Raw genomic sequence first — 23420 nt, 5'->3', positions numbered from 1 at the left:
CGGCCGACCCTACCGGGCGGTCACCGGGCCGCCCGGAACGCCCGCAGCCGCTCGTACGCCGCCAGTCCGTCCGGGACCCACTCCCACTCGCCGAGCCGCCGTCCGACCTCCTCCTCGGGCAGGAAGGCGTGCCACTGGACCTCCTCCGCCTGCGGGCGCACGGGCAGTTCGCAGCGCACCTCGTACACCGCCGACCACCAGCTGTTCCCGGCGCCGTCCTGGTACAGGAACTTGAAGAGGAACGTCGGCCGGGGCAGCCCCGTCACGCCCAGCTCCTCCTCGGCCTCCCGCAGCGCCGCCTCCTCGTAGGACTCGCCCGCGCCGACGACCCCGCCGACGAACATGTCGTACAGGGCGGGGAACACCAGCTTGGTCGCCGTACGCCGGTGCACGAAGAGCCGGCCGGCCGCGTCCCGGGCCTCGATGAACACGCAGCGGTGGCGCAGCCCCCGGGCGTACACCTCGCCGCGCGGGCGCTGGGCGACGACCCGGTCGTGCTCGTCGACGATGTCGAGAATCTCGTCAGCAGGGTTCATGCCCGTATCCAAGCAAACCGCTCAGAGCGCCGGCTCAGCGCCGCTGCAGGTCCCGGGCCGAGGATTCCGTCTCGCCCGTGCCGCACGGCATGGCCGGATGCAGCCCCAGCAGCACGATGCCCCCCACCACGGCGGCGAGTCCGGCCGCCTCCCAGGCCAGCGCCCCGGTGTCGGTGCGCAGCCGGTCACCGAGGAAGCCCACCCCGCACAGGATCCCGGCGAGCGGCTCGGCCGCGGTGAGCGCGGGCAGCGACATGCGCAACGGAGCCGTCTCGAACGCGCTCTGCACCAGGACCAGCCCGGTGACCCCGCAGGCCACCACGCCGTACGGCTGCCAGCCGGTGAGCAGCTCGGTGAAGCCTCCGTCGGAGAACAGCGTGCCGCTCACCCGGGTCAGCGCGTCCTGGACGCCGTACAGCAGCCCGGCCGCCAGGGCCAGCAGCACCGGGCCCCAGCTCAGCCGGGAGCGCTTGGCGTACGCCGTGAGGACCAGGGCCACGCCCACCACGATCCCTATGATCAGCCAGTGCCGCAGCGGATCGGCGACGGCCGTGCCGCCGCGCGGCTCGCCCCCCGTGATGAACGCGCTCACCCCGCCCGCGAGCAGCAGCAGACCGGCCCAGCCCTGGCGGCCCAGGGGCTGTCTGGTCTGGTGCCGGGACAGGGCGAGGGCGAACAGCAGGTTGGTCGCGAGCAGCGGCTCGACCAGCGAGATCTCGCCCTTGCCCAGGGCGACGGCGCCGAGCACCATGCCGGCCACCATCAGCCCGAGGCCGCCCAGCCAGCGCGGCATCCGCATCAGGTCGAGCAGCAGCCGGAAGGAGAGGAAGTCGCTGAGCGGTGCCTGTTGCGCCGCGTTCTGCTGGAGCACGAAGCCGAAGCCCAGACAGCAGGCCGCGCTCACGGCGAGAAGGAGAACCAGAACGGACACGCTGTGTACCTCGATCATCCGGCCGGACCACGGGCGCGTAGTGGCCGACTGTAGCGCTCCCGGTACAGCATTGCCCCGGAAGCACCCGGAACGGGCGGTTGACTCGCCATCGTCCGCAACCGGACCCCGGGACGCCATGGCGTACGCCACAGAAAGCCGGGGCGTACGCCCCGTGACGGCATGGCATACGCCACAGGGACTTTCCCGGGCCGGTCCGCCCGGGACACGGCCCACCTGCACCGGAAAGGTCAAGTTCCCTCCCTCCAGCGGAGGTTGAAGCCCGCATCACCCGCGTTCCGCTTGACGCGATCCTTGGCTGAGGGTTTGCTGTGCGTGATCGGTCGATGGCAGCCCGAGAAACAGGAAGCCCCGCGGTGCCCCCTCTCCCGCCTCTGCTCGGTGCTCGCCGGGCCGCAACGGACCCGTCCGGCGACACACGGGACGACTCCGGTGCCTTCGACGCCGCGTTGGACGACGCGGAACTGCGCACCGCCCGCGCCGCGCTGGCCCAGGGCCGGCGACAGGCAGCCCGCTCCCTGCTGGTGCACACCGGCGACGACTGGGACCGCCGCGGCCACCGCCTCACCGCGCTGGCCCAGGATCCCTGCGCCGCCGCCCGGGCGGGCGCCTGGCTGGCCGACGAGCCCGACTCCGCCGACGCCGCCACGCTGCTCGCCCTGGCCCTGGTCCAGCGCGCCCTGCGCGGCGAGGAAGAACCCGGCCGGGCCCGCGCGGCCTGCGACACGGCCGCCGTCCTCGTCCCGGCCGACCCCACCCCCTGGCTCGGCCTGCTCCTGCTCGCCCGCGCCTTCGGCCCGGAGAACGAGCTGCTCGGCACGTTCGCCGAGCTGCGCCGCCGCCACCGCGAGCACCACCATGCCCACCACCTGCTGATAGCCGGCCTCGCCGAACGCGCAGCGGCCGGCCTGACCGAGGACCACGAGGTCTACGACGCCGCCGAGGCGGCCGCCGCCGAAGCCCCGGCCGACTCGCCCCTCGCCGTCCTGCCGGTCGTCGCGTACGCCGAGCGCTACCGGGTCCTCGCCGCCGCCGGGCTGGCCCCCGCCGACCCGGCGGCCTCCCGGCACTGGTCCGGCCCGCGGGCCCGGCGGATCCTGTGCGCCTCCTTCGACTGGTGGCTGGAGTGGGAGCACGACGAGCACCCGCGCCGCCTCATCGACCTCAACCACCTCGCGTTCGCCCTGTCCTGCGCCGGCCGCCCGGCAGAGGCGGCGGCCCTGTTCCAGCGCATCGGCGAGCACGCCACCCCGGCCCCCTGGACGTACGCGCAACGCGACCCCCTGGCGGCCTTCCGCACCGCCCGCACCCGCGCCCTCGGACAGTGAGAAACAGCCCGAAACGGAGTCCTTCGCCACGTGCACGGCAGGAGACGTCCGCGCGAAGTGATTACGGAACTCTGACCGGCGACCCGATTCCCTGGCCCCGGGGCGACCCCGGGTGCTCGAATGAACCTGTGAACTCCGGACAATCCGAGGAGCGGGACGGCCGGCCCGTCGGCCGCCGCGTCTTCCTCGGCACCCTCGGCCTCGGCGCGCTGGGCGTGCTCGCCGCGCCGACGCTGCAGCGCGGCCTCGAAGGCTTCCTCGGCGGCGTCGCCGGCAAGGACCCCACCGGCCTGACCGGCCTGCTGCCCAACGGCGGCGGCTTCCGCTACTACTCCGTCGCCGCCTCCGTCCCGCACCGGACGGCCGCGGACTACCGCCTCAGCATCGACGGCCTGGTGGACCGCCCGCGCGGCTACACCCTCGCCGAGCTGCGCGCGCTGCCCCAGACCCGGCTGGTCAGGGACGTCCAGTGCGTCACCGGCTGGCGGGTCCCGGGCACCCCCTTCCAGGGCGTACGGCTCTCCCACCTGCTGGACGCGGCGGGCGTCCGTCCCTCCGCCAAGGCCATCCGCTTCACCTGCTTCGACGGCACCTACAGCGAGAGCCTCACCCTCGACCAGGCCCGCCGTCCGGACGTCCTGGTCGCCCTGCGCATGCAGGACAAGGACATCGGCCACGACCACGGCGGCCCGGTCCGCCTCTACGTCGCCCCCATGTACTTCTACAAGTCGGCCAAATGGCTCTCCGGCATCACGGTCACCGACCGGGTGAAGCCCGGCTACTGGGAGGACCTCGGCTACGACGTCGACGCCTGGGTCGGCCGCTCGAACGGACGGACCGATGACCCTACGAGCTGAGACCCCGGCACCGCCGAGCGCCGGCGTCCACCGCTTCACCCGGGCCGAACGGTGGGTGCACCGGGGCACGGCCGCGCTGATGGGCGTGTGCGTGGTGACCGCGGCCTTCCTCTACATTCCGCAGCTGGCGGTCATGGTGGGCCGCAGGGAACTGGTCGTCCGGGTCCACGAGTACGCGGGCGTCGCCCTGCCGGTGCCGGTGCTGCTGGGGCTGGCCTCCCGCGCCTTCCGCGGCGACCTGCGCTTCCTCAACCGCTTCGGCCCGCACGACCGGGTCTGGCTGCGCGCCGCCCTGCGCCGCGACAAGCGGCACGCCTCACGCCCCGCCGGCAAGTTCAACGCCGGCCAGAAGATCTACGCCGCCTGGATCGCCGGTGCGACCCTGGTCATGCTCGGCACGGGCCTGATGATGTGGTTCACCCACCTCACCCCGCTGATGTGGCGCACCTCGGCGACCTTCGTCCACGACTGGCTGTCCCTGACGATCGGCGTCGTCCTGGCGGGCCACATCGGCATGGCCTTGGGCGACCCGGAGGCGAGACGGGGCCTGCGGACAGGAACGGTGACCGAGGACTGGGCCCGTCGAGAACACCCCCTGTGGCGCCCCTGACACCGGTGGCGCCCCTGACACATGTACCCGGGCCTCCTGCGGAGGGGCCGTCATGGCCGGGACGCTGCCGGATCCTGCTGCCGGAGCACTCCTGCTAGATCACCAGGGAGAGCAGCAGGACCAGGCCGCCCGCGACCACCGAGATGATCGTCTCCATCACCGACCAGGTCTTGACGGTCTGTCCGACGCTCAGCCCGAAGTACTCCTTCACGAGCCAGAAACCGGCGTCGTTGACCTGGCTGAAGAAGAGCGAGCCCGCGCCGATGGCGAGCACGAGGAGGGCTGTGTGGGTGGTCGACATGTCGGCCGCGAGGGGTGCGACCAGGCCGGCCGCCGAGACCGTCGCCACCGTCGCCGAACCGGTCGCCAGCCGGATCGCCACCGCGATCAGCCAGGCCAGCAGCAGCGCCGGGATCGACCAGTCCTTGGAGACGTCCAGGATCATCTGGCCCACGCCGGAGTCGATCAGCGTCTGCTTGAAGCCGCCGCCCGCGCCGACGATCAGCAGGATGCCGGCGATGGGCATCAGGCCCTTGTCGACGGTCTGCTGGAGCCGGTCCTTGGTGAAACCGGCGGGCCGCCCCAGTGTGAAGAAGCCGACGAGCACGGCGGCGAGCAGCGCGATCAGCGGGGAGCCGATGACGTCGAAGGCCCGCTGGGTCCGGTCGGCGGTGTCGTCGATGACGATGTCCACCAGCGCCTTGGCCAGCATCAGCACGACCGGCAGCAGCACGGTGGCGAGCGTCGCGCCGAAGCCCGGACGGCGCCCCAGCTCGTCCGAGGCGCGCTGGGGGAGCATCCGGTCCGGAGCCGGCACGTCCACCCAGCGGGCCGCGACCTTGGAGAAGAGCGGACCGGCGATGATCACCGTCGGGATGGCGACCAGGATGCCGAGCGCCAGGGTCACGCCCAGGTTGGCCTTGACCGCGTCGATCGCGACCAGCGGGCCGGGGTGCGGCGGGATCAGACCGTGCATCACGGACAGGCCGGCCAGCGCCGGGATGCCGATGCGCATCAGGGAGTAGTTGCCGCGCTTGGCGACCATCAGCACGACCGGGATCAGCAGCACGATGCCGACCTCGAAGAACAGCGGCAGGCCGATCACGGAGGCGATCAGCACCATCGCCCAGGGCATGGCGCGCCCACCGGCCCTGGCGAGGATCGTGTCCACGATCTGGTCGGCACCACCGGAGTCGGCGAGCAGCTTGCCCAGGATCGCCCCGAGCGCGATCAGGACGCCCACGCCCGCCACCGTGCTGCCGAGCCCGGTGGTGAAGCTGGTGATGGCCTTGTCGAGCGGTGCTCCGGCGACCGCTCCGAGCACCAGTGACCCGATGGTCAGTGCCAGGAAGGCATGGAGCTTGAACTTGGTGATGAGCAGGACGATGACGGCGATGCCCACCAGGACGGCGATGCCCAGCTGGGCGTGGCCGGCGGAGGTGATCGGCGCAGGCGCGTCCGCTGCCAGCATCTCGACGCTGAGTCTGGTCACGGGGGTTCCTTGCGGTTACGGGGGATCTTCTGACGGGCGCTGGTGGCGCTGGTGGCGCTGGTGCGCTACCGGCCGCTGCCCGCGGTGTCGGGAAGGGCTGCGAGGGCCTGCACGGCGCGCTCGGTGATCTCCTGGGGGCTGCCGCTGACGTCCACGGCGACTCCCGCCTCGTCCGGCTGAAGCGGCTGGAGGGTGGCGAACTGGGAGTCCAGCAGCGCGGTCGGCATGAAGTGACCCTGCCGCCGGGACATCCGCTCCTCGATCAGCCGCCGGTCGCCCGCGAGGTGCAGGAACACGACCCCGGGCGCCACGGACCTGAGCCGGTCGCGGTACGACCGCTTCAGCGCCGAGCTGCTGACCACCCCGCCCAGTCCGGCCCGGCCGTGTGCCCAGTGCCCGATGGCTTCCAGCCACGGCCACCGGTCGGCGTCGTCGAGCGGGATCCCGGCCGACATCTTGTCGATGTTGGCCCGGGGGTGGAAGTCGTCGCCCTCGGCGTACGGAACGCCCAGCCGCGCGGCGAGCAAGGGACCGATCGTCGTCTTGCCCGTCCCCGCGACGCCCATCACGACGACGACCTGGGGGGTTCGCATTGCTGCCTCGCTGTCTTCCTCGACATCCGACGCCACTGCGGCGTCGCCACACTGAAACCCATTAGGTACGACGAATTCAAGAGTGTGTGACATATAAGTCTGACTTTTAGTGGCTGTGACGCAGGTCGTACGCTGAGTGCATGAGCACATGGGGCCGGGGCCTGCACGGCCATGTACTGGACACCCTCGGCCCCGCGATCACGGCGGGCGAGTACCCGCCCGGCAGCGTTCTGCGCACGGATGAACTCGCTCAGCAATTCGAGGTGTCACGCTCGGTGATGCGCGAGGCGGTGCGTGTGCTCGAGTCCATGTACCTGGTCGAGTCCCGCCGCCGCGTCGGCGTCACGGTCCGCCCGAAGGCCGAGTGGAACGTCTACGACCCGCAGGTCATCCGCTGGCGACTGGCGGGCGCCGACCGCCCGCACCAGCTGCGTTCGCTCACCGTGCTGCGCTCCGCGGTCGAACCCGTCGCTGCGGGCCTGGCCGCGCAGCACGCCACGGCCGAGCAGTGCGCCGAACTCACCGAGTGCGCACTCGGCATGGTGGCCAACTCACGCGGCCACAAGCTGGAGGCGTACCTGGTCCACGACGTCGCCTTCCACCGGGTCGTCCTCAACGCCTCGGGCAACGAGATGTTCGCCCGCCTCGGCGACGTCGTCGCCGAGGTCCTGACCGGCCGCACCCAGCACGAGGTCATGTTCGAGGACCCCGACCCGGCGGCCGTGACCCTGCACGTACGCGTGGCCGAGGCGGTCCGCGCCCGCGACGCGGTCCGCGCCGAGGAACTGACCCGCCGGATCACCACGGGCGCCCTCCAGGAACTGGACATCCTGGCGCCCTAGTTCACCTCACTCCAGGAAGTCCCCGGCCACGTACACCCACGCGCCGGCCACCCGCTCGAAGCGGCTGCGCTCATGCAGCGAACCGCCACGGTAGGACGCACGGAAGGTGACCGAGCCCGTCGTGTGGAAGGCGGACCCGTCGGTGGTGTCCAGGATCTCCAGACCCGTCCACCTCATCCGGGGGTCGAGGTCCAGCTGCTCCGGCCGGGTCCGCGGATGCCAGGTGCGCAGCAGATACCCCGCGTCCCCCGTCACGAACGCGCTGTACCGCGAGCGCATCAGCAGCTCGGCGGTCGGCGCGCTCGCCGGCCCCGCGTGGAAACGGCCGCAGCAGGCGTCGTAGGGCCGGGGAAGTCCACAGGGGCAGGCACGCGAGGTCATGGCCCACATTCTGCCCGCATCAGGGGAGGCGTCCGCCACGGGCCGGGTGCACAGTGGAAGGGCCTGAAGGGGCGCGCCCTGCCGGGACCGCGACGCTGGGAGGCGAGACGGACGATGACCCGACCCGTGAGCAGCCGTCCTCCGGCCGTCAAGGAGTGGCGGCTCAACCTGTACCTGTCCGAGCACGATCCCGACACCACGGCCCGGATCGTCCTGGACACCGGAGACAACGTCATGGAGAGCCACGCGGAGGCCCGCCGCAACCCCTACGACGAGGCGATGCCGGAGATCGGCGACGAACTCGCCGCCGGACGCGCCCTCATCGCCATGGGCCGGCTGCTGCTGCGCGCCGCCGACGGCGACATGAAGGCGACGGGAGCGGCCGACACCGACGGCCCGGCACCGCTCTGGCTGCCACGGGAGTGAAGGAGCCCTGCCGTGCACTTCAGGAACCGCCTCGAAGCGGGCCGACGGCTGGGCGCTCGCCTCGAGTACCTCAGGGGCCAGGACGTGGTGGTGCTCGGGCTGCCGAGGGGAGGAGTGCCGGTCGCCGAGGTGGTCGCCGAGGCACTCGACGCCCCCCTCGACGTCTGCCTGGTGCGGAAACTGGGCGTGCCGTACCAGCCCGAGCTGGGGATGGGCGCGATCGGCGAGGACGGCCTGCGCGTGATCAACCAGGAGGTGCTGCGCGGCACCGGAGTCAGCGAGGCGGACCTCGCCCGGGTCGAGGAACGCGAGCGCGACGTGCTGCTGGACCGCGTCGCACGCTACCGCGTCCAGGCGCCCCCCGTATCCGTCGCCGGCCGGACCGCCCTGGTGGTGGACGACGGAGTGGCCACCGGCTCCACCGCCCGGGCCGCCTGCCGCATCGCCCGGGCCCGGGGCGCGGCCCGCGTCGTCCTGGCGGTCCCCGTGGCTCCCCGGGACTTCGCCCGGCGACTGGGCGGGGACGCCGACGAACTGGTCTGCCTGGACACCCCGTGGGACTTCGCCGCGGTCGGCCAGTTCTACGCCGACTTCACCCAGGTCGACGACGAGGAGGTCACCGCCTGCCTGCGCCGGGCCGCGAGCCGTCACCGGCGCGCGGCCGGCGCCGGATCCGCCGACCGGGAGGTGACGGTGACGGCCGGCGGCGTGCGACTGGGCGGGCGGCTCACCCTGCCCGACGCCGCCGCCGGCGTCGTGGCCTTCGCCCACGGCAGCGGCAGCAGCCGGCACAGCCCGCGCAACCGGTTCGTGGCCGAGGGACTGCACCGGGCCGGGCTCGGCACCCTGCTGTTCGACCTGCTCACCGACGAGGAGGAGGCCGACCGGGGCAACGTCTTCGACATCGCGCTGCTGGCCGGCCGGCTGCTGGACGCCACCCGCTGGCTGCGCGAGGAACCCGACGTCGAGGGGCTCGCCATCGGCTACTTCGGCGCCAGCACCGGCGCCGCCGCCGCCCTGTGGGCCGCCGCCGATCCCGCCGCGCGACCCGCCGCGGTCGTCTCCCGCGGCGGCCGGCCCGACCTCGCCGGGCCCCGGCTGCCCGCGGTGACGGCACCCACCCTGCTCATCGTCGGCGGCGCGGACGACCTGGTGCTCGGCCTCAACCGGGAGGCACAGGCACGACTTCGCTGCGAGAACCGGCTGGAGGTGGTCCCCCGCGCCACCCACCTCTTCGAGGAACCAGGCAGCCTGGAGAGGGTGACCGAGCTGGCACGCGACTGGTTCACGGACCACATGGCTCCCGCGCACGTGTAGGCGGGGACCATGCCCCGCGGGACCGTCACCCTGTTCCTCGCCGGAGACGTCATGCTCGGCCGCGGCGTCGACCAGATCCTCGCGCACCCCGGCGATCCGCAGCTGCGTGAGGGCCACGTGCACGACGCGCGGGACTACGTGGCCCTGGCGGAGGCCGCGAACGGACCGGTACCCCGGCCCGTGGAGGCCGCCTGGCCCTGGGGCGAGGCGCTGCCCCTGCTGGAGCGTGCCGCTCCGGACGCACGGGTGATCAACCTGGAGACCGCCGTCACCGCGGACGGCGACTTCGCACCGGGCAAGGGCGTCCACTACCGGATGCACCCGGCCAACCTGCCCTGCCTCGCCGCCGCCCGCCCCGACGTCTGCGTCCTCGCCAACAACCACGTGCTCGACTTCGGGCCGGCCGGACTGGCGGAGACGCTGGACTCCCTCGCCGCGGCCGGACTGCGCACCGCGGGCGCCGGCCGGGACGCGCTCACCGCGTGGCGGCCGGCGGCCGTCCCGCTGCGCGGCGGCGGACGCGTCCTGGTCTTCTCCTTCGGGCTGCCGTCCAGCGGGATCCCGCACAGCTGGGCCGCCACCACCGAACGCCCCGGCGTCGCCTTCGTCGCCGCGCCGACCCCGGCCGCCGCGACGCGGTTCGCCGACCGCCTGCGGCGGATCGAGGGGCCCGGCGACATCGTCGTCGCGTCCGTCCACTGGGGACCCAACTGGGGCTACGCCGTTCCCCGCGACGAGATCCGCTTCGCCCACGCGCTCGTCGACGCCGGCGCCGACGTCGTCCACGGGCACTCCTCCCACCATCCCCGCCCGCCGGAGGTGTACCGGGACCGGCTCGTCCTGTACGGCTGCGGCGACCTCGTCGACGACTACGAGGGCATCAGCGGCCACGAGCGCTACCGCGACGACCTGCGGCTGCTGTACCTGGTGTCGGTGGAGCCCGGCACCGGCCGGCTCGCCGGCCTGCGCATGGTGCCCCTCCGGGCTCGCCGGCTGCGCCTGGAACACGCCTCCGCCGACGACACCGCCTGGCTGCGCACCGTCCTCGACGGCCATGCCCGCCGCCACGGCACCCGGGTCGAGCACGGCGAGGGCGGCACGCTCACGGTGCGGGCCCTGCACACCGGCGCACCGCTGTGAGACAGGGGGTCAGCACCGCCCGCCCTTGCGCAGGAACCGGCGCAGCCGGGTCAGCGGCCAGGTGTTGACCACGTCGTCCCGGGTGAGCCAGCCGCGCTGCGCGGTACCGACGCCGTAGCGCAGCTGCCCGAGATGCGGGACGGAGTGCGCGTCGGTGTTCACGGCGAACTTCACCCCGTGCTCCCTGGCCCGCAGGATGTCCTCGTCGCACAGGTCCAGCCGGTCCGGCTGCGCATTGACCTCCAGCGCGGTGCCGGTGCGCGCGCACGCCGCGAACACCTCGTCCCAGTCGGCGTCCACGCCCGGCCGTCTGCCGATCAGACGGGTCGTGGGGTGGCCGATGACATTGACGTACGGGTTCTCGCAGGCCCGCACCAGCCGGCGGGTCATCGCCCCGCGGCCCAGGTCGAAGTGGGAGTGCAGCGAGGCCACACACAGATCGAAACCGGCCAGGAACTCCTCCGGCCAGTCCACCGCCCCGTCCGGTCCGATGTTCAGCTCGGTCCCGTGCAGCAGCCGCATCCGGCGCCGGGTGCCGTCCAGTTCCCGCAGCCGCTCCCGCTGGGCGAGGATCTTCTCGTCCGTCATGCGCTGCATGTACAGGTCGGGCGCGTGGTCGGTGACCGCGTAGTACGCGTAGCCGCGCTCGGCGGCGGCCTCCACCATCGCCTCCAGCGAGGCGAGGCCGTCCGTGAGATCGGTGTGCGTGTGCAGGTCACCGCGGATGTCCCGCTCGGCCACCACCTCGGGCAGCTCACCGTGCAGCGCCGCCTCGATCTCCCCGCGGTCCTCGCGCAGCGTCGGCGGGACCCACGGCAGGCCGAGCCGCGCGTACACGTCCTCCTCGGTCCGGGAGGCGACCGACTCCCCGCTCTCGGTGTCGAACAGGCCGTACTCGGAGAGCTTCAGCCCCTGGTGCACGGCGATGGTCCGGGTGCGGATGTTGTGCGCCTTGGAACCGGTGAAGTACTGCATCGCGGCGCCCCACGACTCCGGCGGCACCACCCGCAGATCGACCTGGAGTCCCTTGCCGGTGCGCACCGACGTCTTCTTCGCGCCCCGCGCGACGACCTCCGCGGTGACCGGCAGTGCGCACAGCGCGTCCATGAACGGCGCCGACCGCTCCGCCGCGACCAGCACGTCCAGGTCCCCCACGGTCTCCCGCATCCGGCGCAGCGAACCGGCGTAGGCGCAGCGCCGGCAGCCCGGCACCCCGGACAGCTCGGCCACGATCCCCTCGGCGGTGTCCAGCGCCGACGCCAGCGGCACCCGGGCACCCGCCCGCCGGAGCAGCTCGATGCCGTGCCGGATGTTGTCCTGCGTCTTCTCGCCGAAACCCTTCAGCTCGGCCAGCGCGTCCGCCTCGACGGCCGCGGCCAGCTCGTTCACCGAGGAGATGTGCAGATCCTCGTAGAGCCGCAGCGCCTTCTTCGGCCCCAGCGTCGGGATCGTGATCAGCTCGCGCACCCCGGCGGGGATCTTCGCCCGGCGCTCCTCGACCATGGCGATACGGCCCGTGCGCAGATATTCGGCCACCTTCTCGGCGATCGACCGGCCCACGTTCGGGATCTCCCGCAGCCCCTCGGCGTCCAGCGTGGAGATGTCCGCCGGATACCCACCGATCGCCCGCGCCGCCTTCTCGTAGGCGCGCGCCTTGAAGGTGTCGCCTCCGGTGATCGCGATGAGATCGGCGTACTCCCGCAGAAGCGCCTCGACCTCGTCGTTGGGCCGGGCCACCCTTCGAGTCTAGGCATGCGCCTGCGCACATCGCGGCCTGCCCACGGGGCCGACCGGCCGGGAAAGCGGGACGCCGCATCCGTTCGCGACATCGTGACGCCGCCCGGGTCGTCTTCGGAACGCCTCCGGCGTGACTTCCGGGCACACGAAAATTCCCCGCGGCCGGTGACGGCCACGGGGAACTCATGGTGTCCGAGGGGGGACTTGAACCCCCACGCCCGATAAAGGGCACTAGCACCTCAAGCTAGCGCGTCTGCCATTCCGCCACCCGGACAAGGTGTCTGTCGTGCGAGGTTTCCCTTTCGGCGGGGTTGCCCTCGCGGCGACGAAGGAAACATTACCAGGCTTTCGGGGGTGCCCTGATCGCCCCCGCTCCCGCGGCAGGGCCCCCGTGAACGGTGTGTGACGGGCCGGGACCGGTCTTGGGCCCAGGGCGGAGCCGGAGGGAGGATAGGGGAACCCACCAGCAGTGACAGCGGGAGGAAGCAGCGTGAGCGAGACGGACACGGCCAGGAGCGTCACCGGCCAGGACGAGGTCGTGGACCTCTGTCGTGAGCTGATCCGGTTCGACACCAGCAACTACGGCGACCACTCCGGGCCGGGCGAGCGCAAGGCCGCCGAGTGGGTCGCCGAGAAGCTCGCCGAGGTCGGGCTGGAGCCGAAGATCTACGAGTCGCACCCCGGCCGCGCCTCCACGGTGGCCCGCATCGCGGGCGAGGACCCCTCCCGGCCCGCGCTGCTGATCCACGGCCACCTGGACGTCGTACCGGCCAACGCCGCCGACTGGACCCACGACCCGTTCTCCGGCGAGATCGCCGACGGATGTGTGTGGGGTCGTGGCGCCGTCGACATGAAGGACATGGACGCGATGACCCTCGCGGTCGTCCGTGACCGGCTGCGCAGCGGGCGCCGGCCCCCGCGGGACATCGTGGTCGCCTTCCTCGCCGACGAGGAAGCGGGCGGCACGTACGGTGCCCGCCATCTCGTCGACAACCACCCCGAGCTGTTCGAGGGCGTCACCGAGGCGATCAGCGAGGTCGGCGGCTTCTCCTTCACCGTGAACGATCAGCGGCGGCTGTACCTGATCCAGACGGCCGAGAAGGGCATGCACTGGATGAAGCTGACCGTGGCCGGCACCGCCGGGCACGGGTCGATGATCCACCGCGACAACGCCATCACCGAGCTGTCCGAAGCCGTCGCCCGGGTCGGGCGGCACACCTTCCCGGTGCGGGTCACCAAGACCACCCGGGCCTTCCTCGACGAGCTGGGCGACGCGCTCGGCACCGAGCTGGACCCCGAGGACATGCAGGCCACCCTCGCCAAGCTCGGCGGCATCGCCAAGCTGATCGGCGCGACCCTGAGCAACACCGCCAACCCGACCCAGCTGACCGCCGGCTACAAGGTCAACGTCATCCCGGGCGAGGCCACCGCCCACATCGACGGACGCTTCCTGCCCGGCCACGAGGAGGAGTTCCTCACCGACCTCGACCGGCTGCTCGGCCCGAACGTCCGCCGCGAGGACGTGCACTCCGACAAGGCGCTGGAGACCAGCTTCGACGGGGCCCTGGTGGAGGCCATGCAGACCGCGCTGCTCGCCGAGGATCCGACCGCCAAGGCGATCCCGTACATGCTCTCCGGCGGCACCGACGCCAAGTCCTTCGACGACCTCGGCATCCGCGGTTTCGGCTTCGCCCCGCTCAAGCTGCCGCCGGAGCTGGACTTCGCCGGCATGTTCCACGGGGTGGACGAGCGGGTGCCCGTGGACGGCCTGCGGTTCGGCGTGCGGGTGCTCGACCGCTTCATCGACGCGTCGTGAGAACGGCCCCGTGGGGGGCGCGAACACGGTAATTCGGGCAGCCGTACGACGCCGACTGAGAAGGGTGAATGCGACGATAAGCTCGTAGCTTCATTAGTTCCTCCTCGTTGCAGCTGATGTGATCCCGCGCTTTGGGGTCGCATTGTCAACTAGGAGGAAGAATGATCAAGAAGGTCGTCGCTGCTGCGGCCGCCACCGGTGGTCTGGTTCTCGCGGGCGCGGGCCTCGCCGTCGCCGACTCCGGTGCCCAGGGTGCCGCCGTGTACTCCCCGGGCGTCGTGTCCGGCAACGTCGTCCAGGTGCCCGTGCACGTCCCGGTGAACGCGTGCGGCAACACGATCAACGTGATCGGGCTCCTGAACCCCACCTTCGGCAACGCCTGCGTCAACAAGTGACGCCGGCTCCCTGAGGGGCGTCTTTTTTACGAGCCGTCGGCCTCGGAGCGCGCACCAGGCGTTCCGGGGCCGACCGGTCTCACGAGAACCGAGGCACGGAAGGCAGGGGGGAATTCAGCATGCGACAGGGCACGCGCAAGGGCCTGATGACCATGGCCGCAGCGACCGGCGTGATCGCCGCCGCGAGCGGCTACGCACACGCCGACTCGGGCGCGGCGGGCGCCGCCGGGGGCTCACCCGGCGTACTGTCCGGCAACACGGTGCAGGCACCGGTGCACGTCCCGGTGAACGTCTGCGGCAACACCGTGAACGTCGTCGGGCTCCTCAACCCGGCGGTGGGCAACAGGTGCGTGGAGCACGGTGGCACCTCGGGGGGTCACCACAACGGCGCCGGCGGTTCGCAGGCGGACGGCCACACCGGCGGCTCGCCGGGTGTCGGATCCGGCAACACCGTGCAGGTGCCGATCGACGTCCCGGTGAACGTGTGCGGCAACAGCGTCGACGTCATCGGGATCGGCAACGCCACCACGGGCAACACCTGCGCCAACGGGGGCGGCCACGACACCCCGCCCGGAAAGCCGGGCCACCCCGGGCACCCGGGCCACCCCGGGCACCCGGGCCACCCTGGGCAGCCGGGAAAGCCTGGTCACCCGGGCCACCCGGGGCAGCCGGGAAAGCCTGGTCACCCCGGAACGCCTGGTCACCCGGGCAACCCAGGTAACCCCGGCACCCCGCACCAGCCGGGCGGCGAGCAGGGCCACCCCGGTACGGGCGTCCAGCCCGCCACGGGCGGTTCCGCGGCGGCCCACGGTGCGTCCCAGGTCAAGGCGCAGACGGGCCGCTCCGCCCAGCCCCTGGCCACCGCCGAACTCGCGCACACGGGCAGCGAGGTGCCGCTGGGCATCGCGCTCCCGGCCGGCGCGGGCGCGCTGCTCGCGGGCGCGGTGCTCTACCGCAAGGCCCGGGCCGCGGCGTAACGGCGGCGCCGGGTACGACGACGGTACGGCCGGGGCCAGGGCCGTACACCCGGCGGACGGAGCGGGCCCTGCCATCCCGGCGGGGCCCGCTCCCTTCACATGTCCGGACTCACCAGGTGGCGCGTACCTGGCGGATGATCCGCCGGCGCAACCGCACCTTGCGGCTGCCGTCGCGCAACAGGCTCAGTCGGTCCAACTCCCAGTGTCCGTACTCGGCATGGTCGGTCAGCAGACGTGTGGCCTCTCTGCGGGAGACCCCGCGAGGCACGTACACGTCGACAAATTCGTATTCCGGCATCGCATCTATTGTGCGGGCTGGTGCCCGGTACGGATAGCGTCTGCACTATGTCTGATGCTGCGCAGCCCACCGCTGCCGAGGTACGCGCCGCCGCCGAGGCGGTCAAGACCGCGATCGACCGTCATCTGGCTGCGGTCGAACGCAGGTCGGGAGAGGACGATCCGGCCGTCTCCGAGGCGTTCAACCAGCTGGCCGCTGCCGCGGAGGCGTATGACGAGCTGCTCTACGACCGCTACGACGAGGTCACGCCCTTCGAGATCCCCGGTGCGGAGGACGCGCTGCCGCCGTACGCCGGCCCCGACGAACCGAACGCGATCAGCGTGCTGATCCGCCGCGACTACACCGTGGCGGAACCCCAGCGGCTGCTGGCGCAGGCCCAGCGGGTGGAGGCGGCGGAGTTCGACGACGGCACGGACGGCGACGATGCCGCCGGGACCGTCCCCGGGGCGCTGGGCACCCTCTTCGGCGAGTTCGAACCGGACGAGATCGCCTCCCGGCACAAGGAGTTCGGCCTGGAAGAGGGCGACTCCACGCTCTGGGTCACGGCGGCGGAGGAACCACCCGAGGCCGGGGAGTGGCTGGAGGCACCGTTCGAGCACATCGATCCGCAGACGGTGGTGTGCCGGTTCGACGTGAGCGCGGTGTTCGACGAGGAGGACTCCGCCGGCGAGGACGACGAGGAGATCGACTTCGTCGAGGACGACGAGGAGCCGGAGCCGCTCGACGCCGAGAAGTGAGGCGTGTCCGGCGGTGCCGCAAGCCCTGAGGCCGGTGCGGCACCGTGACCGGCGGTGCCGTAAGTCTTGAGGCCGGTACAGCCCCGTGACCGGCGGTGCCGCAAGCGCTCAGGCCGGTGCGGCACCGTGACCGGCGGTGCCGTAAGTCCTGAGGCCGGTACAGCCCCGTGACCGGCGGTGCCGTACTGGCCTCAGGCCGGTGCGGCACCGCCGGTTTCCGCCGTCGTGGCCGACCGCCGCCACGGTGGAGAAGGGTCAGGTCGTCTGGGGGCGCAGCAGGGTCTGCAGGCGGGTCGTGCGGGGCTTGGGCGGGATCTCCGCGACCGCCCTCGGCAGGGCCTGCTCCACCCCGTGGACCACGGACAGATGCCGCTCCGCCCGGCCGAACGCCGTGTACACCCAAGCACGGCTGAGCGCCTGAGCGGCGTCGCCGGGCAGGACCACGACCGCCGCCGGCCAGCGGGCGCCCACCGCCTGGTGCGCCGTGACGGCCCAGCCGTGCCGGACGCTGCCCTCCACCCGCTCGCGCGGTACGACGACGGGGACGCCGGCACACGACAGGTGCAGCCCGTCGGCGTCGGCGTTCACCACCACGCCCGGCACCGTGCGCCCCGGCGCGGGGGAGTAGGCGATCCGGTCCCCGGGGTCGAAGCCGCCGAACCGGCCGGGGCCGGGGTTGAGGCGCTCCTTCAGGGCGGCGTTGAGGGCGCGGGTGCCCGCGGCACCGCCATGGCCCGGGGTGACCACCACGGTCTGGTCGGCCGGGACGCCGATCGCTCGGGGCACCGAGTCCGCCACCAGCTGCACCGTGCGGTGCACGGCCTCGCCCGCGTCGCGCACCGGCACGATGACGACCTCCTTGCCGGGGGCGGCGACCTGGTTCAGCTCGCCGATGCCGATGCCGGAGACCAGCTCGCCGAGGGGGCCGGGGTCCGGGACGCGGGAGACGGTCTGCGGGCAGACCCGGGCCGCGAGCAGGTCGGCGAAGACCCGGCCCGGTCCGGCCGACCACAGCACCCCGGGGTCGCCGCTGAGCACCAGCCGGGCCCCGTCGGCCAGCGACTCCACCAGCATCGCGGCGCTCTCCACATCGAGCTGGGGTGCGTCCAGCACGATCAGCAGGTCGAGCTCCAGCGCGCCGTCGGTGTCCCGGCCCGGACCCTCGGCGCCGGACAGCAGCCCGGCTACCGTGCCCACGCCCTGTTCCGCGAGGTCCGCGTCGAACTGTGCGGCCAGCCGTCGGCGCCCGTCCGTCGTGTGACAGGCGGCGAAGGCGCGCAGGCCCGCGGTGTGGGCGGCACCGAGCAACGCGGCCGGTTCGGCGCGGGCCGCCTCGCCGCCGGTGTGCAGCACCAGGCCGTGCCCGGCGACCGCGCGGGCCAGCTCGGCCGCACCGCCGGACAGAGCGGCGGCGGCTGTCTCCCACGCCTGTCCGGTGTTCTCGGACGGGGAGTTGACCAGCCGGGCCAGGCCGTCGGCGAGGCTCTCCTCGGCCAGCGCGTACCGCTCCAGGCCCACGAGGACCCGGACCGGCCGCTCCTGCTCCTCCTCGGTGTCCTCGGGCGCGGGGGCGGCGCCGGGCTCCTCCAGGGCGTCCTGGAAGGCCAGCGCCTCGCCCTCGGCGAGCGTGCCCTGCACCGCCGCGTCCGGGTCCGGCACACCCTGCCGGCCCAGCGCCGCGGTGAGCGCGGGCAGTTCCAGGGCGGTGTGCCCGGCCACGGCCGCCTGCTCCAGGAGCCAGACGGTCATCGCCCGGCCCCGTCGCTCGTCGCCCGGTCCACCGGCGGCGCCGAGCAGCGCCCTCGCGAAGCCGTCGGCCTGCTCCGGCCGTACGCCGCCGACCCGGAGCAGCTGCCAGGGGTCTTCCCGGAGCGTGGTGTCCGCGCCCTCGCCGAGGGCCGTCGCGACCTGGGGGGCCAGGGCGTCGGGGGCGCCGCCCTCGGTCAGCACGCGGCGCACGGCCTCCACCGCCTCCGGCGCGGGGCCGCCGGGTGCCACCGGGGCCGGGGCGGGCTGGGGCTTGCGCACCGGCTCCGGGGCCGGGCGGCGCGGTGCCGGCGCGGGCTCGGCGAACACCGTGGCCACCGGCTTCTCGCCGCCCTCCACGGCCCGGATCGCGGCCAGCAGGTCGGCGGCCTTGCCGCTGAGCTTGGTGCCGCTGTCGATCGGGCCCTTCCGTTCGGCCTTGCGCCGCTCGATCCGCTCCCGCTCGAGCCGCTGCGCGGCCAACTCGGCCGCCGCCTCGGACAACTCGGCCGCAGGGGCCCCCTCCGAACCCACGGCCACGGCACTCTCCGAACCGCCCCCGTCCTCGGCTCCCGCCGTGTCCGACGCAGCGTCGCCGCCCTCGGACCCTTCGGCCGCTTGGGCCCTCTCGGTCCCCTCGGAGTCCTGTGGGCCCGCGGTCCTGGCGCCTCCCGGGCCGTCCCCGTCCTCGGCTCCCGCCGTGTCCGACGTACCATCGCCGCCTTCGGATCCTTCGGCCGCCTGGGCCCTCTCGGTCCCGTCGGAGTCCTGTGGGCCCGCGGTCGTGGCGCCTCCCGGGCCGTCCCCGTCCTCGGCGCCGGCCGCGCCCCGCTCGCCGGCCGCGTCCCCGGGATCCTCGGGCCCCTCGGCCGCCCCGGCACCCGCCGCTCCGCCAGCGGCGTCGCTCGCCCTCGTCTCCACGGAGCCCTCCGCCGTACCGCCGTCGGCCGTAAGGCCCTCCGCCCCGGGCGCTGCTTCCCGCTCCGCGTTCCGAGGGGTGTCCGGCGTCCCCGGCCCGGCTTCCTCCGTGGTCTCCGGCTCCGTGCTCACAGCGTGCTCCAGTCGTGATCGGGATAGCGGTGCACGGGCGCCGACACATCGTCCAGCGCCCGGCAGATCTCGTCAGGAAGACTAAGGGCCTCCACTGACAATGCCGCCGTGAGCTGCTGCGCGTTGCGCGCGCCGACGATCGGCGCGGCCACCCCGGGCCGGTCCCGGACCCAGGCGAGGGCCACCTGGAGCGGGGTGACCGCGAGCCCGTCGGCGGCCGTCGTCACCGCGTCCACGATGCGCGTCGCCGCGTCGTCCAGGTACGGCTCGACGAACGGCGCGAGCTGCTCTGACGCGCCACGCGAGTCCGGCGGAGTGGTGTGCCGGTACTTGCCGGTCAGCACACCGCGGCCCAGCGGAGAGGAGGGCAGCAGACCGATGCCCAGGTCGAGTGCGGCGGGCAGCACCTCGCGCTCCACGCCCCGCTGGAGCAGGGAGTACTCCAGCTGTGTGCTGGCCAGCCGGGTGCGGGCGCCCGGCGCGGCGAGCTGCCAGGTGGCCGCCTTGGCCAGCTGCCAGCCGCAGAAGTTGGAGACGCCAGCGTACCGGGCCCGGCCGCTGCTCACCGCGAGGTCGAGGGCCTGGAGCGTCTCCTCGAGCGGGGTACCGGGGTCGTAGGCGTGGACGTGCCACACGTCGACGTACTCCGTGCCCAGGCGGGCCAGGGAGTCGTCGAGCGCGGCGAGCAGATGGCCGCGGGACCCGTCGAAGCGGCGGTCGGGGTCGGGCACGCTGCCGGCCTTGGTGGAGACGACCAGGTCCCGGCGCGGCACCAGGCCGTCCATGAGCCGTCCGAGCAGGTACTCCGCCTCCCCGTCGCCGTACACGTCCGCGGTGTCGACGAGGGTGCCACCGGCCTCCCAGAACGCTTTCAGCATGTCAGCGGCGTCGTGCTCGTCTGTGTCCCGGCCCCAGGTGAGGGTGCCGAGCCCGATCCGGGACACACGCAGGCCGGTACGGCCGAGATGCCTCTGCTCCATGCGGGCGAGATTACTGGCCAGAACCGGTGCGGTGGGTTGCCTGTGGATAACTCGACCGACCCTCGGGTCAGCGGCAGAACCGGAAGGCCGGCCGCGAAACCCCCGCGGCGCCCTGCCGTCGCTTTCCGCCCCGCGCTAAGGTCACCGCCAAGGGACGTTACTCATGGGTAAGGGGAATCGCGCATGCAGCTCGGGATCAACCTCGGCTACTGGGGTGCCGGAATGGACGGCGACAACCTGGCCGTGGCGCAGGAAGCCGACCGGCTGGGCTACGCGGTGTGCTGGGCCGCCGAGGCGTACGGCTCCGACGCGGCCACGGTGCTCAGCTGGGTCGCCGCACAGACCGAGCGCATCGACGTCGGCTCGGCCATCTTCCAGATCCCGGCGCGGCAGCCCGCGATGACCGCGATGACCGCGGCCACGCTGGACTCGCTGTCCGGTGGCCGGTTCCGGCTCGGCCTCGGCGTCTCGGGCCCGCAGGTCTCCGAGGGCTGGTACGGCGTCAAGTTCGACAAGCCGCTGGCCCGCACCCGCGAGTACGTGGAGATCGTCCGCAGGGCGATGAGCCGGGAGCGGCTGACGTACGAGGGCGAGCACTGGACGCTGCCGCTGCCCGGCGGCCCGGGCAAGCCGATCAAGCTGACCGTGCACCCGCAGCGCGAGCACATCCCGCTCTACATCGCCGCGATCGGCCCGAAGAACCTGGAGCAGACCGGAGAGATCGCCGACGGCGCGCTGCTCATCTTCCCCTCCGCCGAGCACTTGGAGGAGACCACGGTCAAGTACCTGCGCGCGGGCCGGGAGAAGGCGGGCCTGACCCTCGACGGGTTCGACGTGTGCCCGACCCTGCCGCTCGCCGTCGGCGACGACAAGGACGTGGCCCGGCTCGCCGACACCTTCCGCCCCTACACCGCGCTGTACGTCGGCGGCATGGGCAGCGCCAAGCAGAACTTCTACAACCAGCTCGCCCAGCGCATGGGGTACGAGAAGGAGGCCGCCGACATCCAGCGGACGTACCTGTCCGGGGACAAGCAGGGAGCCGCCGCCGCGGTCCCGCAGGACCTCATCGACAAGACCGCGCTGCTGGGCTCCGTCGACCGCATCGCCGACCGGATGAAGGAGTACGCCGCCGCCGGGGTCACCACCCTCAACCTGGCTCCGGCCGGCTTCACGCTCGAGGAGCGGCTCGCGTCCCTGCGGGCCGGCAGTGAGGCCCTGGAGCGGGCCGGGCTGGCGTAAGAGGGTTTCAGCGGCCGTGGTGGGGGCTCGGGGGTCTTCCCCGCCACGGCCGTCACCGGGAACAACGCGCCCGGCGCCGCACGGTTACGACCCGCGCGGCTCTTCTTTCCCGCCCGGGCGGTCCTTCGTTCGGCCGAGCCGGCCCGCGCCCCTGTGGCGACTCCCTTCTGTCCGCGGCCCGGCAGCACCCGCCCCCGACTACGCCTGACCCGTGTTCACAGCCATCCCCGCCGCTTGAACAGCCGGTGCAGCAGGACCTCCAGCGCGGCCATCAGCAGGATCACCGCCGGGTAGGACCACACCCAGTGCAGCTCGGGCATGTGGTCGAAGTTCATGCCGTAGATCCCCGCGATCATCGTGGGGACCGCGGCCATCGCCGCCCACGCCGAGATCTTCCGCATGTCGTCGTTCTGCCGGACGCTCATCTGCGCCAGGTGGGCCGACAGGATGTCGGACACCAGCCGGTCCAGGGCCTCCACGGACTCGTTCACGCGCGCGAGGTGGTCGCTGACGTCCCGGAAGAAGGGCCGTGCCTTGTCGTGCACGTAGGGGACCGTGTTGCCGAGCGGACCGCTGCCGGCCAGCCGGGTCAGCGGCAGCGCCAGCGGCCCGGTGGCCCGGCGGAACTCCAGAACCTGCCGCTTGAAGGTGTAGATGCGGGACGCGATGTTGCGCGAACCGCCGACGTCCGGCCGGAACACCTCCGCCTCCAGCTCGTCCAGGTCGGTCTGCAGCTCCGTCGCCACCTCCAGATAGTGGTCGACGGTGGCGTCCGCGATGGCGTACAGCACGGAGGTGGGGCCCTTGTCGAGCAGCTCCGGCTCCTCCTCCAGCCGGTGCCGCACGGCCGCCAGCGGCGAACCCTCCCCGTGACGGACGGTCACCACGAAGCTCTCGCCGACGAAGACCATCACCTCGCCGGCCGAGACCGCGTCGCTCTCGGGCTCGTACACGACCGGTTTCAGCACCATGAACAGCGAGTCGTCGTACACCTCCAGCTTGGGCCGCTGATGCGCCTTGAGCGCGTCCTCCACGGCCAGCGGGTGCAGCCCGAATTCCTGCGTGACCAGGTCGAATTCCCGCTCGGACGGCTCGTACAGCCCGATCCACACGAAGCCGCCCGCCGCCCGCGCCTCGGCGAGCGCGTCGGACAGATCCTCCGGTCCCTCGGCACGGTGCCCGTGCCGGTAGATGGCGCAGTCCACGATCACGCTGCGCATTCTCCCTTCGCCCGCCCACCACCGCACAGCGGTGTATGCCTACCCTTGCCGCATGCCCACGCTGATCCTCGTAAGGCACGGACGTTCCACCGCCAACACCTCGGGCCTGCTCGCCGGACGGACGCCCGGCGTCGCCCTGGACGAGCGCGGCGCCGCGCAGGCCGCCGCGCTGCCCGGAAGACTCGCCGGTCTGCCGATCTCCGAGGTCGTCACCAGCCCGCTCCAGCGCTGCCGGGAGACCGTACAGCCCCTGCTGGAGGCCCGCCCCGGCCTGCGCTCGCACACCGAGGAGCGGATCGAGGAGTGCGACTACGGCGACTGGTCCGGCCGCAAGCTCGCCGAGTTGAAGGACGAGCCGCTGATGGAGGTCGTGCAGGCCCACCCGTCCGCCGCCGCCTTCCCCGGCGGCGAGTCCATGCGGGCCATGCAGACCCGCGCCGCCGAGGCGGTGCGCGAGTGGAACGCGCGCGTGGAGCGCGATCACGGCGCCGACGCCGTCTACCTCATGTGCTCCCACGGCGACATCATCAAGTCCCTCGTGGCCGAGGCCCTGGGCCTGCATCTCGACCTCTTCCAGCGGATCTCCGTGGAGCCCTGTTCCATCACCGCGATCCGCTACACCCGCCTCAGGCCGTTCCTCGTTCGCCTCGGCGACACCGGCGATTTCGCCTCGCTCGCCCCCCGTGAGGAACCCGGCGAGAGCGACGCACCGGTCGGGGGCGGTGCGGGCGCACCGTGATCGTCGGCCGCAGTA

General features: G+C 72.9%; 23 protein-coding genes and 1 tRNA gene. 13 read left to right on the top strand and 11 right to left on the bottom strand.

From position 1 onward, the window contains the following. Positions 1-20 precede the first annotated feature (20 nt). Entirely contained in the window at positions 21-536 is a 516-nt protein-coding gene (locus ACIGYR_RS23290; RefSeq protein WP_391844347.1) for an NUDIX domain-containing protein, read from the bottom strand. Positions 537-570: 34 nt separating this feature from the next. Continuing rightward, positions 571-1467 carry a DMT family transporter gene (locus ACIGYR_RS23285; RefSeq protein WP_391844349.1) on the bottom strand — a complete coding sequence of 299 codons (897 nt, stop codon included), beginning with the start codon at positions 1465-1467 and terminating at the stop codon, positions 571-573. 374 nt (positions 1468-1841) lie between these two features. Between ACIGYR_RS23285 and ACIGYR_RS23280 the strand changes: the two genes are divergently transcribed. The 3 genes from ACIGYR_RS23280 to ACIGYR_RS23270 all read left to right on the top strand — a co-directional run bounded on the left by ACIGYR_RS23280 (position 1842) and on the right by ACIGYR_RS23270 (position 4280). Next, positions 1842-2813 carry a hypothetical protein gene (locus tag ACIGYR_RS23280; RefSeq protein ID WP_399601087.1) on the top strand — a complete coding sequence of 324 codons (972 nt, stop codon included), beginning with the start codon at positions 1842-1844 and terminating at the stop codon, positions 2811-2813. A 128-nt stretch (positions 2814-2941) separates the two neighbouring features. Beyond that, the gene (locus ACIGYR_RS23275; RefSeq protein ID WP_399601084.1) at positions 2942-3670 is read left to right on the top strand and encodes a molybdopterin-dependent oxidoreductase; all 729 of its coding nucleotides are present in this window, start codon (positions 2942-2944) and stop codon (positions 3668-3670) included. Further along, positions 3654-4280: a cytochrome b/b6 domain-containing protein gene (locus tag ACIGYR_RS23270; protein WP_399601081.1), complete on the top strand. Its 627-nt coding sequence runs from the start codon at positions 3654-3656 to the stop codon at positions 4278-4280. The genes ACIGYR_RS23275 and ACIGYR_RS23270 overlap by 17 nt, the downstream gene beginning before the upstream one ends. Positions 4281-4374: 94 nt before the next feature. On the opposite strand, the gene ACIGYR_RS23265 is transcribed toward ACIGYR_RS23270, so the two are convergent. Then, positions 4375-5772: a GntP family permease gene (locus ACIGYR_RS23265; protein ID WP_399601078.1), complete on the bottom strand. Its 1398-nt coding sequence runs from the start codon at positions 5770-5772 to the stop codon at positions 4375-4377. Positions 5773-5837: 65 nt separating this feature from the next. Beyond that, positions 5838-6365, bottom strand: a complete 528-nt coding sequence (locus tag ACIGYR_RS23260; protein ID WP_399601075.1) for a gluconokinase — start codon at positions 6363-6365, stop codon at positions 5838-5840. Positions 6366-6505: 140 nt separating this feature from the next. On the opposite strand from ACIGYR_RS23260, the gene ACIGYR_RS23255 reads away from it, so the two are divergent. Next, positions 6506-7207: a FadR/GntR family transcriptional regulator gene (locus ACIGYR_RS23255; RefSeq protein ID WP_391844361.1), complete on the top strand. Its 702-nt coding sequence runs from the start codon at positions 6506-6508 to the stop codon at positions 7205-7207. A gap of 6 nt (positions 7208-7213) precedes the next feature. On the opposite strand, the gene ACIGYR_RS23250 is transcribed toward ACIGYR_RS23255, so the two are convergent. Next, complete coding sequence (locus ACIGYR_RS23250; protein ID WP_399601072.1) at positions 7214-7588, bottom strand: YchJ family protein; 375 nt, start codon at positions 7586-7588, stop codon at positions 7214-7216. 114 nt (positions 7589-7702) lie between these two features. On the opposite strand from ACIGYR_RS23250, the gene ACIGYR_RS23245 reads away from it, so the two are divergent. From ACIGYR_RS23245 to ACIGYR_RS23235, 3 genes are read left to right on the top strand one after another with little or no spacing between them, the layout of a single operon-like run. Continuing rightward, the gene (locus ACIGYR_RS23245) at positions 7703-8014 is read left to right on the top strand and encodes a dsRBD fold-containing protein (RefSeq protein WP_399601069.1); all 312 of its coding nucleotides are present in this window, start codon (positions 7703-7705) and stop codon (positions 8012-8014) included. A gap of 12 nt (positions 8015-8026) precedes the next feature. Beyond that, positions 8027-9331 (top strand): phosphoribosyltransferase family protein, encoded by a 1305-nt coding sequence (locus ACIGYR_RS23240; protein WP_399601067.1) that lies wholly within the window; start codon positions 8027-8029, stop codon positions 9329-9331. 9 nt (positions 9332-9340) lie between these two features. Beyond that, positions 9341-10471 carry a CapA family protein gene (locus ACIGYR_RS23235; RefSeq protein ID WP_399601064.1) on the top strand — a complete coding sequence of 377 codons (1131 nt, stop codon included), beginning with the start codon at positions 9341-9343 and terminating at the stop codon, positions 10469-10471. Between the two features lie 9 nt (positions 10472-10480). Here the strand turns inward: ACIGYR_RS23235 and polX are convergent, their stop codons facing one another. Together polX and ACIGYR_RS23225 are read right to left on the bottom strand one after the other, a co-directional pair. Further along, positions 10481-12208 (bottom strand): DNA polymerase/3'-5' exonuclease PolX, encoded by a 1728-nt coding sequence (gene polX, locus ACIGYR_RS23230; protein ID WP_391844371.1) that lies wholly within the window; start codon positions 12206-12208, stop codon positions 10481-10483. Between the two features lie 186 nt (positions 12209-12394). Next, positions 12395-12482, bottom strand: a tRNA-Leu gene (locus ACIGYR_RS23225). Between the two features lie 216 nt (positions 12483-12698). On the opposite strand from ACIGYR_RS23225, the gene ACIGYR_RS23220 reads away from it, so the two are divergent. The 3 genes from ACIGYR_RS23220 (at position 12699) to ACIGYR_RS23210 (ending at position 15396) form a co-directional block, all read left to right on the top strand. Beyond that, positions 12699-14024 (top strand): M20/M25/M40 family metallo-hydrolase, encoded by a 1326-nt coding sequence (locus ACIGYR_RS23220; protein WP_399601061.1) that lies wholly within the window; start codon positions 12699-12701, stop codon positions 14022-14024. Between the two features lie 161 nt (positions 14025-14185). Next, a complete protein-coding gene (chpH, locus tag ACIGYR_RS23215) occupies positions 14186-14419 on the top strand; it encodes a chaplin ChpH (protein ID WP_399601058.1) in 234 nt (77 codons plus the stop codon). A gap of 119 nt (positions 14420-14538) precedes the next feature. Continuing rightward, on the top strand, positions 14539-15396 hold the full coding sequence (locus ACIGYR_RS23210; RefSeq protein ID WP_399601055.1) for a chaplin family protein: 858 nt from the start codon (positions 14539-14541) through the stop codon (positions 15394-15396). Positions 15397-15505: 109 nt separating this feature from the next. Here ACIGYR_RS23210 and ACIGYR_RS23205 read toward each other — a convergent pair whose 3' ends face one another. After that, complete coding sequence (locus ACIGYR_RS23205; RefSeq protein ID WP_391844394.1) at positions 15506-15694, bottom strand: DUF5703 family protein; 189 nt, start codon at positions 15692-15694, stop codon at positions 15506-15508. Positions 15695-15741: 47 nt separating this feature from the next. Here ACIGYR_RS23205 and ACIGYR_RS23200 point away from each other — a divergent pair, with 47 nt between their 5' ends. Continuing rightward, complete coding sequence (locus ACIGYR_RS23200) at positions 15742-16431, top strand: hypothetical protein (protein WP_391844396.1); 690 nt, start codon at positions 15742-15744, stop codon at positions 16429-16431. A gap of 255 nt (positions 16432-16686) precedes the next feature. Here ACIGYR_RS23200 and ACIGYR_RS23195 read toward each other — a convergent pair whose 3' ends face one another. Both ACIGYR_RS23195 and ACIGYR_RS23190 read right to left on the bottom strand, forming a co-directional pair. Continuing rightward, on the bottom strand, positions 16687-19227 hold the full coding sequence (locus ACIGYR_RS23195; protein WP_399601051.1) for a helix-hairpin-helix domain-containing protein: 2541 nt from the start codon (positions 19225-19227) through the stop codon (positions 16687-16689). Then, positions 19224-20207, bottom strand: a complete 984-nt coding sequence (locus tag ACIGYR_RS23190; protein ID WP_391844399.1) for an aldo/keto reductase — start codon at positions 20205-20207, stop codon at positions 19224-19226. The genes ACIGYR_RS23195 and ACIGYR_RS23190 overlap by 4 nt, the downstream gene beginning before the upstream one ends. Positions 20208-20390: 183 nt before the next feature. On the opposite strand from ACIGYR_RS23190, the gene ACIGYR_RS23185 reads away from it, so the two are divergent. Beyond that, the gene (locus ACIGYR_RS23185) at positions 20391-21446 is read left to right on the top strand and encodes an LLM class F420-dependent oxidoreductase (protein WP_391844401.1); all 1056 of its coding nucleotides are present in this window, start codon (positions 20391-20393) and stop codon (positions 21444-21446) included. 215 nt (positions 21447-21661) lie between these two features. On the opposite strand, the gene corA is transcribed toward ACIGYR_RS23185, so the two are convergent. Beyond that, a complete protein-coding gene (gene corA, locus ACIGYR_RS23180) occupies positions 21662-22657 on the bottom strand; it encodes a magnesium/cobalt transporter CorA (RefSeq protein WP_399601365.1) in 996 nt (331 codons plus the stop codon). Positions 22658-22718: 61 nt separating this feature from the next. Here corA and ACIGYR_RS23175 point away from each other — a divergent pair, with 61 nt between their 5' ends. Next, positions 22719-23405, top strand: coding sequence for a histidine phosphatase family protein (locus ACIGYR_RS23175; RefSeq protein ID WP_391844403.1), 687 nt, complete (start codon positions 22719-22721; stop codon positions 23403-23405). The last annotated feature ends 15 nt before the right edge of the window (positions 23406-23420 follow it).

The sequence above is a fragment of the Streptomyces sp. NPDC053076 genome (assembly GCF_044546845.1).
GTDB lineage: Bacteria > Actinomycetota > Actinomycetes > Streptomycetales > Streptomycetaceae > Streptomyces.
Note: the sequence above shows the minus strand (reverse complement) of the source record. Positions and strands in the feature narration are given on the sequence as shown.

Coding starts and splice junctions, on each gene's coding strand:
- ACIGYR_RS23190 (WP_391844399.1), bottom strand. CDS start 20,207: ATGGAGCAGAGGCATCTCGGCCGTACCGGCCTGCGTGTGTCCCGGATC.
- ACIGYR_RS23210 (WP_399601055.1), top strand. CDS start 14,539: ATGCGACAGGGCACGCGCAAGGGCCTGATGACCATGGCCGCAGCGACC.
- ACIGYR_RS23260 (WP_399601075.1), bottom strand. CDS start 6,365: ATGCGAACCCCCCAGGTCGTCGTCGTGATGGGCGTCGCGGGGACGGGC.
- ACIGYR_RS23200 (WP_391844396.1), top strand. CDS start 15,742: ATGTCTGATGCTGCGCAGCCCACCGCTGCCGAGGTACGCGCCGCCGCC.
- ACIGYR_RS23245 (WP_399601069.1), top strand. CDS start 7,703: ATGACCCGACCCGTGAGCAGCCGTCCTCCGGCCGTCAAGGAGTGGCGG.
- ACIGYR_RS23250 (WP_399601072.1), bottom strand. CDS start 7,588: ATGACCTCGCGTGCCTGCCCCTGTGGACTTCCCCGGCCCTACGACGCC.
- ACIGYR_RS23290 (WP_391844347.1), bottom strand. CDS start 536: ATGAACCCTGCTGACGAGATTCTCGACATCGTCGACGAGCACGACCGG.
- ACIGYR_RS23205 (WP_391844394.1), bottom strand. CDS start 15,694: ATGCCGGAATACGAATTTGTCGACGTGTACGTGCCTCGCGGGGTCTCC.
- chpH (WP_399601058.1), top strand. CDS start 14,186: ATGATCAAGAAGGTCGTCGCTGCTGCGGCCGCCACCGGTGGTCTGGTT.
- ACIGYR_RS23255 (WP_391844361.1), top strand. CDS start 6,506: ATGAGCACATGGGGCCGGGGCCTGCACGGCCATGTACTGGACACCCTC.
- ACIGYR_RS23270 (WP_399601081.1), top strand. CDS start 3,654: ATGACCCTACGAGCTGAGACCCCGGCACCGCCGAGCGCCGGCGTCCAC.
- ACIGYR_RS23235 (WP_399601064.1), top strand. CDS start 9,341: ATGCCCCGCGGGACCGTCACCCTGTTCCTCGCCGGAGACGTCATGCTC.
- ACIGYR_RS23175 (WP_391844403.1), top strand. CDS start 22,719: ATGCCCACGCTGATCCTCGTAAGGCACGGACGTTCCACCGCCAACACC.
- ACIGYR_RS23185 (WP_391844401.1), top strand. CDS start 20,391: ATGCAGCTCGGGATCAACCTCGGCTACTGGGGTGCCGGAATGGACGGC.